We start from the raw sequence: 16,287 nt of genomic DNA on the forward strand, positions 1-16,287 counted from the left end.
TAACCTCTTTTTGACTTTCTTTTTTCCTTTTTTTATTATATCATGGTACTACAAAAGAAAAAAGGAGTAAAATCTATGCGAAATATCAGACTGACAATAGAATACGACGGCTCCAGATACCACGGCTGGCAGAGACTCGGAGCCGGCGAGGATACTTCCAGTACCATTTCCGGAAAACTTTCTGAAGTAATTTTCCGGATGACCGGTCAGAAATCAGAGCTTTTCTGTGCTTCCAGGACAGAGACCGGAGTCCACGCCTACGCACAGACGGTCAATTTCCATACAGGCTGCAGCCTCAGTGCCAGGGAAATCAGGCATTATCTTAACCGCTACCTCCCTTCCGACATTGCTGTTCTGGAAGTAGAGGATATGCCGGAGCGTTTCCACGCTTCCTTAAATGCAAAGAAACGCACCTATATCTACCGGATCTCCACTGCAGAAGTACCGGATGTATTCGAACGGAAGTATGTATATCATCTGTTTAAGAAACCGGATATTGAGAAGATGCGTGAAGCATCCGGACTTCTGGTTGGACGCCACGATTTTCAGCACTTCTCTTCCTCTAAAAAGAAAAAAGGCGGAGTCAAGGAAATCTTCTCCATTGACATATACGGAAGCGGGGATGAACTGGAATTCACTATCACTGCCAATGACTTCCTTCATAATATGGCACGGATCATCATCTCCACACTCCTGGATATCGGACAGGGAATGCGTCCGGTTGACGATATCGGACGGATCTTTGACGGCAAAGAAGCCGCATCTGATCCGATCGATCCAAAGGGCCTGTTCTTCCAGGAGGCAGAATATCCACAATAGTACAGACAAAAGGCCAGAAAGGACAGGGCACGACTGAACCTTTTCTTTCCGGCCTTTTTTAATACAACAGTTTGCTGCAGAAAGGGCATCTGTTTCGAAACAGCGGAAGCAGAAAAAGCCCCCTGCCACAGTTTTTGCAGGTACTGACTTCCCACAGAAACGGTGATATTATAAAACAATTCATAAACATTAATATCGTGGAGTCATATGCAAGATGCACGTCCATTTTGTTGAATATCGATGTAATCAGAACATCCACGACCGTGCAGCCTGAACAGATCCGCCAGGTATACAATCCCCATTTTCTGCGCTTTATCTGAAAAAGACAGATAAAAATCAAAGAACCGATATAAATGCTGTATCTTAAAATCACGTATAGATTTAAAAAACATGAAATCATATCTTTTACCAACCAAACTATAAGAAGCTCAACATAAGTCGATTTTCTCCTGTTTTAGAGAGACATTGTTTCAATCCAATATTATCTTCATTACAAATTCGATTCAATAATTATACCGTTAATTTCATGCTAAATTTATGTTAAAGCATTTTTTCGCATCTATTATTATCACCTGTCGGCACAAAATAAGACCAGCTGCCACTTCAGCTGATCTTATTTGCTTTTCGTTTTATTTATTTAAATATTCCAGCAGTCTTTCATACTCTTCTTTCATCTGCACATAGCCGTGCTCATAGAACGATGTAAGACGATCGTAATTCTTTTCCATTCTTCCTATCGTTTTTATCTTCGGACGGAGGACAAAAATTTCTCCTTTCCGTTCCAACTGCTCAATCTGCTCCATCTGCTTATTGTAAACATAAGGACGTCTCAGGATCGTCCGGACCAGATTCGGATATTTCTTATATGCAGCGCGATAGATTCTGGTTTCTCCAAGGGACGGTTTCTTCTTCCGATAGCCCTCGTTTCTTGTCAGAATGACAATAATCTTTTTCCTTCCCTTTTTTAAAGCTCTTTCGATCGGCACGGAATCTGCAAGTCCTCCATCCAAATACGGAACTCCGTCAATCCGGACAATCGGAGCTGCCAGCGGCATACTGCTGGAAGCCCGGCAGATTTTTAGAAGCCGTTCTTTTTCTTTTCTCTCATCGAGATACTCTGCTTTCCCGGTCTCGCAGTTTGTCACTACCTGATCACATTTCATCTCCGACTGGAAGTACGTGTCAAAGTCAAATGGAATCAGCTCTTTTGGATACCGGTCAAAAATGAGATCCATATCCATCATGCTTTTTTCCTTGACCATCTTGCGCAGGCCCAGATAAAAGTCATATTCTTTTTCCTTGTGTATCATGCACTTTTTCGTGCGTCCGATCTGCCTGGACACATAATCGATTGCGTTGCAGGCCCCTGCGGATACTCCGATCACGTCGGTTGTGTAAAAATCTTTTTCCATAAGAAAGTCAAGCACTCCGGAGGTAAATACTCCTCTTGTCGCGCCTCCTTCCAGAACAAGAACCGCAGGAATCAGTTTGTTATTCTGGCTATTCTGTCTTTCGTCCATTTTTCTCCTCCTGCTTTCAAATTTTGCCTTTGTCTTTTATAGTATCAGCTTCTTTTCATGAAGTAAACAATGAATTTGATCTTTTTCTTTCTTCCTGTGTTATACTGGTTTCAACGAATGAACAAGGAGGAACTTATTTATGATCAGCAAAGAATTTCATGCTTCCAGACGGGCGCTCTACGCTTCTGTTCTGAATGAGAATTCTGTCGGATTTGTCTTTTCCGGCACAGAAAAGGAATGGAAAGGGGATGAAATGTATCCTTTTACACCCTATGCCAATTTTTATTATCTGACAGGATTTTCCTATCCGGATGCTGTCCTGATGGTTGTCAAGAGAAACGGCGTTATCCGGGAGACATTGTTTATCGATCACCCGGATGAAAAGGCTGCCCGCTGGACCGGCGTCTCTTACACAAAGGAAAGCGTCAAGGAAGAAACCGGCATCGAACAGGTGGAGTATCTGGAGCGTTTTGAAAAATCTATTCCGCTGTTTGGCGAGCCGGGCCTGATTCATCAGGTTTATATCGACATTCCCGGATGGGAGCGTCCGTTTGTTAAAAATGAGGCCCGCAGCTTTGCCTGCCGCATCCATAACTTTGATCCTACTCTTCCGGTTTATAACACCTTTCAGGATCTGGCGCGGTTCCGCCAGGTAAAAACAAAGGAAGAAATCGCACTGCACCGCAAAGCCTGTGAGATTACGGAAATCGGCGTAAAAAACATGCTCTCCCATTTGAAACCGGACATGTATGAATACGAAAGCGAAGCGTACTTTGATTTTTCCCTGAAGTCCCACAATGCTGCGCACGCGTTTCCAACCATTGCTGCTTCCGGTCCGAATGCCTGTTGCATGCATTACAGTGACAACGACCGTCTGATGAAAGATGGAGACATGATTTTATATGACCTTGGTGCCAAATGGGGCGGATATGACGCGGATGTCAGTCGGACCTATCCGATAAACGGACATTTTACCGAGGAGCAGAAAACCCTTTACAACATCGTTTTAAAAGGACTGGATGCTGCCATTGCTGCGACGAAACCGGGCCAGCCGAAAAACGAGCTGCAGGAATTAAGCAAGCAGGTGATGGCGGAAGAACTGATCCGGATTGGCATGATCGAAAAGCCGGAAGAAATCATTCGCTACTATTTTCATGGATCCGGCCATTATATTGGTCTTTATACGCATGATGTAGGGGACGATAACGCCCTTCTGGAAGAGGACATGGTCTTCACCCTGGAACCGGGGCTCTACTTCGATGAGCTTGGGATCGGCATCCGAATTGAAGACACTCTTGTTGTGACAAAGGACGGCTGCGAAGTACTCAGCGGAGGAATCCCGAAAACAGTTGAGGAAATCGAAGCATTCATGCAGAAGTCATAAGCCGGCACAACTCGTTCATTTACCGGATTCTGCCGGGGAAATCCCTTGCCAAGTGGATATGGATTGTGATAAGATAGGCGATGGTTATTATGACGCAGACAATCTGAATTCACGTAAAGGAGAACGAAACGCTATGATCAGTACAAATAATGTCACACTTCGCGTTGGGAAAAAAGCGCTGTTTGAAGACGTAACGATCAAATTCACCGAAGGCAACTGTTATGGACTGATTGGCGCCAACGGGGCCGGAAAATCTACTTTTCTGAAGATTCTTTCCGGACAGCTGGAGCCGACGAACGGGGAAGTGATCATTACACCGGGAGAGCGTCTTTCTTTCCTTCAACAGGATCATTTTAAATATGATGAATACATGGTTTTGGATACCGTAATTATGGGAAATGCGCGGTTATACGAAATCATGAAAGAAAAAGAGGCGCTCTATGCCAAAGAAGACTTTACCGATGAAGATGGCATGAAAGCAAGTGAGCTCGAAGGAGAATTTGCTACCATGAACGGATGGGAGGCAGAATCTGATGCAGCCAGTCTGTTAAATGGTCTTGGCATTGAAACGGATCTTCATTATCAGTATATGAAAAATCTGACCGGTGCACAGAAGGTGAAGGTCCTGCTTGCACAGGCACTGTTCGGAAATCCGGATATCCTTCTTCTGGACGAGCCGACCAACCATCTGGATCTGGATGCCATCGCATGGCTGGAGGAATTTTTGATCAGCTTTGAAAATACGGTCATTGTGGTGTCCCACGACCGTTATTTCCTGAATAAGGTCTGCACTCAGATCGCAGATATCGATTATGGAAAAATCCAGCTCTATGCAGGAAACTATGATTTCTGGTATGAGTCCAGCCAGCTTTTGATCCGGCAGATGAAAGAAGCAAACAAGAAGAAGGAAGAAAAGATCAAAGAGCTCAAAGAGTTTATCTCCCGTTTCAGCGCCAATGCTTCCAAATCCAAGCAGGCGACTTCCAGAAAGAAGGCTCTGGAAAAGATTCAGCTCGATGAAATCCGTCCTTCCAGCAGAAAATACCCGTACATCGACTTCCGTCCAAACCGTGAAATCGGTAATGAAGTTCTGACAGTGGAAAATCTGACCAAGACTATTGACGGAGTGAAAGTTCTGGATCATTTAAGCTTCACCATCAATCACGATGACAAAGTCGCTTTTGTCGGAAGTAACGAGCTTGCAAAGACAACCCTCTTCCGCATTCTCGCAGGAGAGCTTGAGCCGGATGAAGGTACCTACAAATGGGGGATCACAACTTCTCAGGCCTATTTCCCAAAGGACAGCGGAAAAGAATTTGACAGTAACTATACGATCACAGAATGGCTGACACAGTATTCTGAAGAAAAGGACGTGACTTATGTCCGTGGCTTCCTTGGCCGTATGCTCTTTGGAGGAGACGATGGAATGAAGCGTGTCAATGTTCTCTCAGGCGGGGAAAAGGTACGCTGCCTCCTTTCCAAGATGATGATTTCGGGAGCCAATGTTCTGATTTTCGATGAGCCGACCAACCATCTGGATATGGAATCCATCACTGCGCTTAACAATGGTATGATCAAATTCCCGGGAGTGATTCTTTTCTCTTCCCGCGACCACCAGATTGTACAGACAACAGCAAACCGGATTATGGAAATCATGCCGAACGGCCAGATGATTGACAAGATCACAACCTATGATGAATATCTGGAAAGCGATGAGATGGCCAGAAAACGCCAGACTTATACTACTACAGCTGAAGAAGAGGAAGATGACTAAAATACCAGACGTGTATCTTCCATAAAAAATCCCCGTCCTGCGGCCAGATACGCAAGACGGGGATTTTAAGTTACCATGGTTTGACTTCTTCTGTATAGTAGGTTTTTCCTTCTTCTACAATCCGGTATTCTTCCGGTGTCACGTCCACGATTGTCACCGCACAGTTCTTGTGAACTCCCGTTCCCCAGAAATCTTTGACATCTGCTCCCTTCATATGACATAAAAGAGCACAGAGTGCTGCGCCGTGGGTCGCAATCAAAATCGTCTGCCCTGCACGTGCAGGATCCTGACGAAGCTCCTCCAGAAAATCCCCCGTTCTTTTCAGGACATCCTCAAAGGATTCTCCTCCTTTTGGTGGACGGTACTTTTCCGGAGCATGGAAAAACTGGAAAAATTCCGGATCCGGAATTTCGGATGCCTCTTCTTTACAGATCAGCCCTTCGTAAATGCCAAATCCCATCTCCTCGATTCTCTTCTCATCGAGAATTGGAACATTACGGTCTCCGAGAACAAGCTCTGCCGTCCTTCTGGCACGCTTCAGAGGACTGGTATAAGCCACATCAAAAGGGACGGTGCTTAATGCCTCTCCTGTTTCTTCCGCCAGATGCTCTCCAAAGGCATTCAATGGAATATCCGACTTTCCCTGCAGTTTTTTCACTTTATTCCAGTCCGTCTCACCATGACGAATCAAATATAAACGCATAAGTAACCCTCCTGATTCTTTATCAAATCTCAGTGTCCTAACACTCTTTTCCTATTTTAACACAACCTGAGATTCATTTCAGTATTCCCTTGCCCTTTTTAACAAATCAGTCTATACTTACTAAGTGAAAGGAGAGGAACAACATGGAAAAAATTGCAAGTTTTACGATAAATCATCTGACCCTTCTTCCAGGTGTCTATGTGTCACGAAAGGATACTGTGGGGGATTCTGTTATTACGACATTCGATCTTCGAATGACCCGGCCGAACTATGAACCGGTAATGAATACCGCAGAGGTTCACACGATCGAGCATCTGGGGGCAACATTTCTGAGAAACCATGAGGGATTCGGGGTAAAAACCATTTATTTCGGACCTATGGGATGCCGTACCGGATTTTATCTGGTGCTTGCAGGCGACTATGAATCCCGGGACATTCTTCCGCTTTTAAATGATATGTTTGATTTTATTGCCGGATTTGAAGGAGAAGTTCCGGGAGCTTCCGCCAGGGACTGCGGGAACTATCTGGATATGAACCTTCCGATGGCCCGCTATCTTGCAGCAAAATATAAAAAAGAAGTGCTGGATCATATTACAGAGGAGCGTCTTGTTTATCCGGACTAATCTGAAAATTTCAAAGAGAGAGTACAGTCTGAGTCTACAGACTGTGCTCTCTCTTTCTTTTTTTGATTACCCGTTTCAGATAAGAAAAAGTCTTCTCCTCTCCCTCTTCCGCCAGCATACGCAGAAGCTTTTCCAGTACTTTCTTTGTATGTGGATGAAGAAACCGGGCTGAACAGCCCTTCTCATAATATTCCAGCGGACAGCGATCCGTATATGACTCTTTTTTATATGTTTTGGATGCCGCAATCCGGTCCAGAAACATCTCAAAAATGTACCTGTCCGGCATCCTCATGCCGCAGATCCCGTCTTCCGGACGAAGTCCATAATCCATCCAGTACTCATAATGATGCTTGTTGCGTCCCTTATGATGCAGCCAGGCAGTTGAGCAGCCTTTGTCCTCCCGTTCGGCATTATTCGGGCTTCTGTTGCCTTGAAAATAACGACAGCCGACAAGAAACTCGCACGGCGAATATTTCGACAAGTCATGCAACAGTCCCTGCCTGTACAGTCCCACCCGAAAACAATATTTCATCACCAGAAATTTATGTCGGTTGATTGTACAAAAATGTCCCCAGACGTTCATTGTGTTTCCTTTCTCTTTGTTGTTACTGTTCGATCCACCACCGGATTCCCGCCAGAAGCGCAAGATGCAGCGGATAAAACAGATAAAAGATTTTTTTCATATCCCTTCCTTTTTCTCCGCTGTAAAGATGGAGAGGAATCAAGGACAAAACCGCAAACATCTGTCTTCCTCCCATCAGTAAAACATTGACGGCTGCAAGAGATATATCGCGCTTTAGATTTTCATTGTAAAAGCAGTAACAGAATAAAATCATCAAAAGTCCCATGGAACTATAGTCTGTCGCAAAAAATTCTGCTGCCAGAAGAACCATAAGTACAGAAAAACACCTGAATACCATGTTTTCAAAATACAGCCAGAAATAAAGCATCAGAACTCCTAGCGCAAACGTAAAAAGAACATTCTGTCTTCCAGGATAAACAGGTGTTCCGAAAAAAGCAAGATCGTAAAATGGCTCCGAGGCAACAGCGAAAGCAAACAGCCTGAGACCGTAACTGACGATGTTCCTCGTGTACATGAATCCGACTGCCGTCGTGAAAGCAAAGATCGGAAACGAAATCCTCCCGATCACGTCCAGAATCCACAGGTCCGGAAAAAAGATCAGTCCGACGTGATCGATCAACATTGTAATCAGTCCAGTCCACTTCAACTGACACGCAGAAATCTCCGGCCTATTTTTTACAAGTATCTTCTGATTCATATGCCTCCCCTGTAAATACCGCTATGGATCTCGCTTCAATCACTGCCTTGCGCTCCTGACAGACTTCACCATTGCTTTCTAAAAATCCTTCCTGGACTGTTGTGGTAAAAATCTTCCTCCAGTGTTTTCCTTTTGGCAGAGACGGCAATGCAAATGTATGATCTTCCCAGTGCATATTGTAGGCAATATAAAGATCTTTCTCCCTCTTGGTCGCGCCACTGTAAAAGACTCCAAGTTGTCTGCTTGCAATCTCATTCGGAACCTGCCATGCATTCTCTCCGTGATAAGACACATCCGGCACTCCACAGTGGGTCAGATCAATTCCCTGACATTCTTCTGCCGGGTGAAGGATCCTGTGCTCTTTCCGGAAACGGATCAGCGCTTTGACATAATCTGTCAGCCACTGCTCTTTCTCCGCCTTTTTCCAGTTTACCCAGGCAATATCATTGTCCTGACAATACACATTATTGTTTCCATTCTGAGAATTTGCGAACTCGTCTCCTGCCAGAATACACGGCGTCCCCTGAGCCATCAGAAGCAGGAAAAATGCATTGCGCATCTGCTGCTCTCTGAGTTTTACAACCGCTTTTTTTCGTGTCGGACCTTCTACCCCGCAGTTCCAGCTGTAATTGTAGTCCGGTCCATCATGATTATTCTCGCCATTTAATTCATTATGCTTTCCATCATAGGAGACAAGATCACAAAGCGTAAATCCAGTATGATCCGTAATATAATGATACTGATGGTCATTTTGACAGAGATGCTTCAAATGCCAGATGACACTCTCGATCATACCTTCGTCTCCCTTCAGGAAACGCCGCATAACTGTTTGAAACTCGTCATTTTTCACAATCAGCTTCAGATTCTTCAGATAATCATCACTCTGAATCACTTCCAGTGGAACCGTATATGGATTTACGACAAAACCGTCTGCATGAAACTCCTGCCGGTAATATCTCAGGCATTCAATCATCTTTTGTTTCGGCATGGCATCGTAAAACGGCAGGTGAAGGATTACCTCAATCCCTGCCTGATGGCATGCCTTGACCATCTCTTTTAATTCCCGGACCGGATTGGAGCTGGCGTAACGGCTCTTCGGAGCAAAACAGTAGGCCTCTCCATATCCCCAGTAATTCCTTGCAAGTCTGATGTGATCTTCAAACTCATAGACCGGCATGCACTGAATCTGATTGATGCCAAGCTCTTTCAGATACGGAATTTTTTCAATAATGCCTCCAAAAGTTCCTCTGTTTTTTACTTTAGAGCCCTGACTTTTTGTATATCCGCGCACATGAAGGCTGTAGGCGATGATATCCTCATCCGGAAGATCCAGCGGGCGGTCATTGTCCCAGTCAAAATCCGGTGCACAGAGAAGCGCCCTCACATATTCGGTCTCCAGACCGTTTTCGTCCTGTCCGGTATACTTTCTGATCCCATGGGCATACGGGTCTACATAGGGCTCGTCATCAATAAAGTACAGATACTCATCTCCATCCTTAAGACCGCTCTGGATACCGGATGAACGGATATCTCCATAAAGAATATCTTCTTCCATGCTGATCTCCCGAAATGGCTCTGTCTTTTTCCCCCGGTAGATACAAAGCCTGCAGTTCTTTCCTTTCGGAACCGCTACAGAAAAGGAAATCCCCTCCTCTGTCCATAATACTCCTGCCGGCACAGGTCGTTTTTCTCCATGTGTCATAACTTTTAATCCTTTCCGGCGGCAGTGCTACTGCCAGCCATCGACTCCGTACATTTCAACATTGCTTCTATCAATGTAAAGTACTTCCTCTAATGTCTCTTCTTCATATCTTTCCCCGTTCATAATCTGAAATGCCACTGTCACTGCAGATTTGCCAATATTGATCGGCGACTGTGCAGCAATTCCGGCAACCAGACTGTCATCCTTAGCAAGTTCCTGCTTTAACTCCGGCGAACCGTCTACACTGTAGATCATCATGTCTGTTCTGCCTGCTTCCTCGATGGCATCCAGCGCACCAAGAGCAATCTGGTCATTTCCGCACATGACCGCTGTAATATGCTCCTGCTCTTGCAGGATGGATGCCATTTGTTTCTTCGCCTCTTCACGTTCACCATATGTCTCGGCTCTCGCCACAACTTCAAAGCCTTCTCCGGCAATTGTCTCCTCAAATCCGTTAATCCTGTCAATAATTGAATTCTGTGTTATGCACTCCAGGATCACAACCTGTCCGCCATCCGGAGCAGCCTCGATCAGCTTTTCGCCGCAGATAACCCCCGCGCTCGTATTGTCAGAACCGATATAGGCATCGACATCCTCCCGGTTCTGTACCTGTGTATCAAGATTAATGATCTTAATATCTGATTCCTTTAACTCTGTTACTGCAGGCTGAATCTTCTCCCAGTCTACCGGACATAAAAAAATCGCTTCAATTCCGTCCGAAATCATCTCACGTATCTGCTGGATCTGTGTTGTGGAATCTCCCTTCGGATCTTTGGATATCAAAGTGCTGCCCGCCTCTTCAACGGCCTCCCTGATAGATGCCTCCAGCGTGTCATAATAGGGATTGTCCATGTTAATACAGGAAAAACCTAATTTATATGATTCGGTTTCAACTTCTTCTTCTTCCTCCTCTGCCGGGACCGGATTGTCTTCCGGAGTACCGCCTGCCGGTTTGGCGCAGGCCACAAGTCCCAGACTGAAAACAAGCAATAGTGCAACAATACCTGCTGCCCATCTTTTGAACTTCATATTCTTTCCTCCCGATGTTGTACTAATCAGTTTTATTGTAACTTTTCCCCGTAGGGAATGTCAATAGTTTAAACTTTCATTCATTTTTTGTTTCCCCTTGCTTTTTATGAACGGGTCTGATACAGTAAATTTATCAACACAAAGGAGAGAAAGAGTATGGAAGATCAAAATTTAACTGTCACTCTTACGCTTGATAATGACGAGGAGCTGGAATGCGATGTGCTGACTATCTTTTCTGCCGGTACACATGAATATATTGCCCTGCTTCCTCTGGATGAAAATGGGGACGCAAATGAAAACGGGGATGTATTTCTTTACCGCTACGAAGAGATTGACGGCGAGCCGAATCTTTCCAACATCGAGGATGATGATGAGTATGAAGCGGCCGCTGATGCATTTGATGAGTGGCTTGATGAGCAGGAATTTAACGAGCTTCTTGACGAGGACGAGTAAATAGTTCCTGGACAAAACGGGATGGATAAACTTCCTTCCCGTTTTTTTCTTTGACATAACAGATGGAAAGCTCTTCCTTTGCGCGCGTCATGGCAACATAAAACAGCCTTCTCTCCTCTTCGATTTCCTCTTCCACAATGGCTTTCCTGTGGGGAATACTGCCTTCCTGCGCTTCAATAATATAAACACAGCGGTATTCCAGGCCTTTGGCTCCGTGCATCGTCAGCAAAGCTGTTTTCCCCTTTGTAAATTTTTCTTCCTTTTCCATCTGACGGATCCGGTCTGTATAAACCTGTGTGAATTCAATCCACTCTTTCATGGTATCCATCTTTTTCATGCTCTGGGCAAGTTCATCTACAATCTCGGTAAGCTCTGCCTCCTCAAGCTGCATCTTCTGCGAATACTCTTTCAGATACTCCTGATATCCGGTCTTTTTCAGAAGAAACTGAAATGCCGCATATGGCGCCATTCTGGAAACTGCCTCCATATCTTCTTCGAAAGCATCAATTCTGTCCAGCATCCACTCTTTATCACAGTAAAATAATTTCAGATCCTCAAAATCTGTCCGCTCTTTCTCCAGAGCACTCCGGCTGATGTAACGGTTCGGGCGGTTGATTACCCGCAGAAAATCACTGCGGTTTCTTTCCCCCATGGCAATCCGAAAATATGCCTTCATATCTTCCGCAATAAAATGCTCAAAGAGATGGAATGCTTTTTCTTTCATAAAAAAAGGAATCCCCCGGTTCATAAAGGCGGACATTACCATAGAAGCGTCCTGTACGGTCCGGAAAATGACTGCGATCTCTTCCGGCGGCACTCCTTCTTCCAGTTTCTTTTTTGCAGCGGCTGCGACATACTCAGCCTCCTGCTCCATGTCTTTTAATTCCTGTACATGAACCGGCTTTCCCCGGTCATGGACCGCTTCAAGATCTTTGGAAAAGCGGAACTTGTTTTTCCGGATCACTTTTCCGGAAGCCTGTACAATAAACGCGCTGCTCCGGTAGTTCACGGATAGCCGGACAAGCGATGCCTGAGGAAAATCCTCCATAAACTGTTTCATGATGCCCGGTGTGGCCCCGCGAAACCCGTAAATTGCCTGATCATCATCTCCTACCACAAAAAGGTTCGCCCTCTTCCCCGCAAGTAATTTGATAATCTCGTACTGTATTTTGCTGCTGTCCTGAAACTCGTCGATCAAAATGTAAGGATATCGTTCCTGCCATTTCTTTAGGATCTGAGGCTGACGACAGAATAACTGATAACACAGCAGAAGCATATCATCAAAATCGATCCGGCCGGCCTCTTTTTTCCGCTTCTCGTAAGCATGGTAGATCTGCCGGTCTTCCGGATCATCCGTAATTCCGGAAAATCCCCCGTTATTTTTTACCTTCCCGATCATAAGAAGGACATCTTTGTCTTTCGGGCGTTTCCGGTTTTCTCTTTCCACATCCCTGACCGCTGCTTCTGCCATGGCCTTCTGTTCTTCTTCCGTCAAAATCTGATCCGGAGCAAGATGATAAATCTGACGGAGCATTCCATAATAAATGCCGTGGAATGTCCCGAAGGTCACCGGACAATGTTTCAGTCCCATCCGGGCAAGGAAACGCTCTTTCATTTCCTTTACCGCATACTTGGTGAAGGTAATAACCAGTATCTCCTCAGGCCGGATCCTGAAATGGCGGATCATCCATTCCAGACGTCCCGTAATCACAGCCGTCTTTCCGGAACCCGGTCCTGCAAGGACCATACATGGTCCTTCACGGTGGCAGACCGCCTCCCTCTGTGCCTCATTAAAATCGGAAAGCGGGGGTCTTTCTCCCCCGCTGTGCTTTTTTTCCATACTCTATTTCTCCAGTAATTCGATTGCTTTACGGATCCTGTCAAGAGATTCTTCCTTTCCGAGAACCTCCATAATCTCAGTTGCCCCGCCCGGTGTATTCTGTTTTCCGGAAACCGCTGTTCTAACCGGCCACATTACATAGCCGTTCTTGCATCCTTTCTCTGCAACATATCCTTTTAATGTTTCAAAAAGTGCATCGTTGGAATAGTCATCCTGCTTTTCCAGAACCGGAAGAAGCTCTTTTAACACTTCAAGAGATGTCTCCTCATTTGTCTTCATCTTCTTGTGAATGTACATGGACGTGTCATACTCCGGAAGTTCCTCGAAGAAATCAATCTGCTCCATGATATCCGGGAAAATTTCAATTCTGGTTTTGACAAGAGCAGCGATTTTCTTCAGATCGTAGTCTTTTGTGATAACCTTCCTGATATAAGGCTCCGCCATATCATAGAAGGTATCGAAATCCATCATCTTCATATATTCGCTGTTCATCCATTTCAGCTTCTGTACGTCAAATACGGCCGGAGATTTGCTCATATGGTGGTAATCAAATGCCTTTACAAGCTCTTCCAGACTGAAGATCTCCTGATTGTCCTGCGGGCACCATCCAAGAAGTGCAACATAGTTTACGACTGCCTCTGAGATAAAGCCCTGTTCGATCAGATCCTCATAGGAAGAATGACCGCAGCGTTTGCTCAGTTTTTTATGGTTCTCATCCGTAATCAAAGGACAGTGCACATAAACCGGCGGCTCCCATCCAAATGCCTCGTAAAGTCGGTTGTATTTTGGCGCGGAGGAAAGGTACTCGTTTCCTCTTACCACATGTGTGATATTCATCAGATGGTCATCGACCACGTTTGCAAAATTGTAGGTCGGGTATCCATCGGACTTGATCAGAATCATATCATCCAGCTCAGCATTGTTAACTGTGATATCCCCGTAAATCTCATCATGAAAGGTTGTCGTTCCTTCTGTCGGCATATTGATCCGGATAACATACGGTTTGCCTGCCGCAAGGTTCGCTTCGATCTCTTCTTTGCTCAAAGACAGACAGTGTTTATCATAAACACGGATCTCTGTCCCGCTTTCCGAGACAGTAGACTTCAGACTGTCCAGACGCTCCTTGTCACAGAAGCAATAATAGGCGTCTCCCTGCTCAATCAGCTGCTTTGCATATTTCAGGTAGAGACCGCTTTTATTTCTTTCACTCTGCACATACGGCCCATATCCGCCATCCTTGTCCGGTCCTTCATCGTGAATCAGGCCCGTCTTTTCAAGCGTCCGGTAAATAATTTCCAGAGCGCCGTCCATAAAACGCTCCTGGTCTGTATCTTCAATACGAAGCATGAAATCTCCGCCTTCGTGTTTTGCAATCAGGTAGGCATACAGCGCCGTACGAAGATTGCCGACATGCATTCTCCCTGTCGGACTTGGTGCAAATCTGGTTCTTACTTTACTCATAGTTTTCTCTCCTGCTTTCCTTATTTGTCTTTTTTGTCCTTTCCGGTAATATTGATCATATCAATAATCGCAATGCTGACAACAAACAGCAGCATCATACCGTAAACAGCATATCCCTGAAGCTTTTCCGAGTCTGAAAAATATACGATGATGAAAAAAATAATCATGACAATATCGACGCCTGCCATAGGAATGCCAAGTTTACGTCCAACCTTCTTCGGATCAAGTGTTTTTTTCACTTTATCCGGAAGGGTACGGTAGCCCGGAACCATATTCAAAGCTTTTCCGTTGATCAGCGCGATGCTGATAATTGTCATAAATCCAATTACGATCAGACTTCCTACCATTTTTCCTCTTCCTTCCTTTCCTCTTTTTGTATATAGCGGAGGGAATCCTGCTTCCATTCTCCTTTTCGTACCACTTTAAACAGCGTATCCATCAAAAAGATTGCCAACGCTATGGCGCCCGCAATCTCAAGTGTCTGAGTCAGGTAGAAACTCGCCATAGAACGGTCATTTTGAAGAACATAATTCATAATCTGATAAATACCGTTTCCCGGAACAGTCGGCAGAATTCCGCCAATCAAAAATATCGTAACCGGGGCCTTTAATGCCCTTGCAAAAATATGGGAAATCAAACCGGCAGCCAGAGCGGACCAGAAAGACGATATCACCGCGTTCCATCCCGCCTCCATACAGATCATATAGATAAATCCTGCGACTGCTCCGGAAATCCCTGCCCAGATCAAATATTTTTTCGGTGAATTAATCAGCATGGAAAAGGAAAATACCGCAATAAAAAACCCGATTGTCTTGATTCCGATTTCAATCATAAGTTTCCTCCCATGATTCCATTTCCAAATACCGCAAATGCAACTCCGACCCCGAGCGCGATCGCCGCCGCCTTTAGAAATGCTTCCAGAATTCTCGCGCATCCTGATATATAGTCACCCTGCAGTGTGTCACGCACAGCATTGGTAATTGCAACCCCCGGAACAAGCGGCATGATAGATCCGATTACGACAGTATCGAGATTAATTGCTCCTCCAAGAATAGATTTCACAATAACGGCCATCAGACCTACGCAAAAAGACGTTCCGATATCAAGAATCAAACCGTCAATTCCCGCCGTTTCTGCTCCCGCCATCACCCCTGAAAGAGCAAGGCCGACAATCACTGTTGCCAGCACATCATAGAGCGAACCGCCAAGTGAAATCGTAAATCCAACCGCCACCGCAAGCGGAATAAAAAAAGCAAGTGCACTTGGATATGGAACGGATTCTACTCTTTTCAGCTGGTCATAGGCTTCCTGAAGTTCAATTTCTCCGCCGCAGTATCGTCTGGAGATCTGATTCACCTGCTCAATCACACTTAAGTTTGTGCCTCTTTTTTCAATCCCCTGAATCAGAGTAACAGGGGCAACATTTTCACCGCTGATGCATGCTGTGATTCCCGTCAGGACGACAAGAATCTCCACCACCTCCAGATTGGAAGTCTTTAAAATGTGGTGCATCGTGTCCTCAACCCGGTAGGTTTCCGCACCACTTTCCAGCATCATTTTTCCGGCAAGCATTGCTGTATCCATTAAGAGTTTGTAGTCCATTTAGATGTCCTTTTCCTGTTATCATAGTTCCATGAGACATCATACTATTTCTTCCGGGAAAAATCAAGCCACACAGGAAAACCAGCCCGAAAAAACT

General features: G+C 45.1%; 16 protein-coding genes. 5 read left to right on the forward strand and 11 right to left on the reverse strand.

Annotated features, from left to right (window positions below; all coding sequences use genetic code 11):
* Positions 1-75 precede the first annotated feature (75 nt).
* Positions 76-819: a tRNA pseudouridine(38-40) synthase TruA gene (truA, locus tag Selli1_RS00295; protein ID WP_118636306.1), complete on the forward strand. Its 744-nt coding sequence runs from the start codon at positions 76-78 to the stop codon at positions 817-819.
* 629 nt (positions 820-1,448) lie between these two features.
* Here the strand turns inward: truA and Selli1_RS00300 are convergent.
* Positions 1,449-2,306: a patatin-like phospholipase family protein gene (locus tag Selli1_RS00300; RefSeq protein ID WP_087167927.1), complete on the reverse strand. Its 858-nt coding sequence runs from the start codon at positions 2,304-2,306 to the stop codon at positions 1,449-1,451.
* A 172-nt stretch (positions 2,307-2,478) separates the two neighbouring features.
* Here Selli1_RS00300 and Selli1_RS00305 point away from each other — a divergent pair, with 172 nt between their 5' ends.
* Positions 2,479-3,723, forward strand: a complete 1,245-nt coding sequence (locus Selli1_RS00305) for an aminopeptidase P family protein (protein WP_087167817.1) — start codon at positions 2,479-2,481, stop codon at positions 3,721-3,723.
* 133 nt (positions 3,724-3,856) lie between these two features.
* The gene (locus Selli1_RS00310) at positions 3,857-5,497 is read left to right on the forward strand and encodes an ABC-F family ATP-binding cassette domain-containing protein (RefSeq protein WP_138372977.1); all 1,641 of its coding nucleotides are present in this window, start codon (positions 3,857-3,859) and stop codon (positions 5,495-5,497) included.
* Between the two features lie 70 nt (positions 5,498-5,567).
* Here the strand turns inward: Selli1_RS00310 and Selli1_RS00315 are convergent, their stop codons facing one another.
* Positions 5,568-6,200 (reverse strand): histidine phosphatase family protein, encoded by a 633-nt coding sequence (locus Selli1_RS00315; RefSeq protein ID WP_138372978.1) that lies wholly within the window; start codon positions 6,198-6,200, stop codon positions 5,568-5,570.
* A gap of 143 nt (positions 6,201-6,343) precedes the next feature.
* On the opposite strand from Selli1_RS00315, the gene Selli1_RS00320 reads away from it, so the two are divergent.
* Positions 6,344-6,823: an S-ribosylhomocysteine lyase gene (locus Selli1_RS00320; RefSeq protein WP_087252324.1), complete on the forward strand. Its 480-nt coding sequence runs from the start codon at positions 6,344-6,346 to the stop codon at positions 6,821-6,823.
* 34 nt (positions 6,824-6,857) lie between these two features.
* On the opposite strand, the gene Selli1_RS00325 is transcribed toward Selli1_RS00320, so the two are convergent.
* Genes Selli1_RS00325 through Selli1_RS00340 form a run of 4 tightly spaced genes read right to left on the reverse strand, consistent with a single transcriptional unit; the run spans position 6,858 to position 10,834 of the window.
* Positions 6,858-7,406 carry a DUF5662 family protein gene (locus Selli1_RS00325; protein ID WP_138372979.1) on the reverse strand — a complete coding sequence of 183 codons (549 nt, stop codon included), beginning with the start codon at positions 7,404-7,406 and terminating at the stop codon, positions 6,858-6,860.
* Between the two features lie 22 nt (positions 7,407-7,428).
* Positions 7,429-8,103: a TraX family protein gene (locus tag Selli1_RS00330; RefSeq protein WP_204863847.1), complete on the reverse strand. Its 675-nt coding sequence runs from the start codon at positions 8,101-8,103 to the stop codon at positions 7,429-7,431.
* Positions 8,075-9,805, reverse strand: coding sequence for an alpha-amylase family glycosyl hydrolase (locus Selli1_RS00335; RefSeq protein WP_281845694.1), 1,731 nt, complete (start codon positions 9,803-9,805; stop codon positions 8,075-8,077). The genes Selli1_RS00330 and Selli1_RS00335 overlap by 29 nt, the downstream gene beginning before the upstream one ends.
* Before the next feature lie 27 nt (positions 9,806-9,832).
* Positions 9,833-10,834 (reverse strand): substrate-binding domain-containing protein, encoded by a 1,002-nt coding sequence (locus Selli1_RS00340; protein WP_281872007.1) that lies wholly within the window; start codon positions 10,832-10,834, stop codon positions 9,833-9,835.
* Positions 10,835-10,990: 156 nt separating this feature from the next.
* Between Selli1_RS00340 and Selli1_RS00345 the strand changes: the two genes are divergently transcribed.
* Positions 10,991-11,287: a DUF1292 domain-containing protein gene (locus tag Selli1_RS00345; RefSeq protein WP_087167809.1), complete on the forward strand. Its 297-nt coding sequence runs from the start codon at positions 10,991-10,993 to the stop codon at positions 11,285-11,287.
* Here the strand turns inward: Selli1_RS00345 and Selli1_RS00350 are convergent.
* Genes Selli1_RS00350 through Selli1_RS00370 form a run of 5 tightly spaced genes read right to left on the reverse strand, consistent with a single transcriptional unit; the run spans position 11,259 to position 16,190 of the window.
* The gene (locus Selli1_RS00350) at positions 11,259-13,127 is read right to left on the reverse strand and encodes an ATP-dependent helicase (RefSeq protein WP_281872009.1); all 1,869 of its coding nucleotides are present in this window, start codon (positions 13,125-13,127) and stop codon (positions 11,259-11,261) included. The genes Selli1_RS00345 and Selli1_RS00350 overlap by 29 nt on opposite strands.
* Positions 13,128-13,130: 3 nt before the next feature.
* Positions 13,131-14,588 (reverse strand): glutamate--tRNA ligase, encoded by a 1,458-nt coding sequence (gene gltX / locus Selli1_RS00355; protein ID WP_087252318.1) that lies wholly within the window; start codon positions 14,586-14,588, stop codon positions 13,131-13,133.
* 20 nt (positions 14,589-14,608) lie between these two features.
* A complete protein-coding gene (locus Selli1_RS00360) occupies positions 14,609-14,935 on the reverse strand; it encodes a DUF3784 domain-containing protein (RefSeq protein WP_158099210.1) in 327 nt (108 codons plus the stop codon).
* Positions 14,929-15,420, reverse strand: coding sequence for a threonine/serine exporter family protein (locus tag Selli1_RS00365; RefSeq protein WP_281872010.1), 492 nt, complete (start codon positions 15,418-15,420; stop codon positions 14,929-14,931). Before Selli1_RS00365 ends, Selli1_RS00360 begins: the two co-directional genes overlap by 7 nt.
* The gene (locus tag Selli1_RS00370; RefSeq protein ID WP_281872011.1) at positions 15,417-16,190 is read right to left on the reverse strand and encodes a threonine/serine exporter family protein; all 774 of its coding nucleotides are present in this window, start codon (positions 16,188-16,190) and stop codon (positions 15,417-15,419) included. The genes Selli1_RS00365 and Selli1_RS00370 overlap by 4 nt, the downstream gene beginning before the upstream one ends.
* Between the last annotated feature and the right edge of the window lie 97 nt (positions 16,191-16,287).

Source organism: Sellimonas catena, assembly GCF_027924685.1.
In the GTDB taxonomy this organism is placed as follows: Bacteria; Bacillota; Clostridia; order Lachnospirales; family Lachnospiraceae; genus Sellimonas; species Sellimonas catena.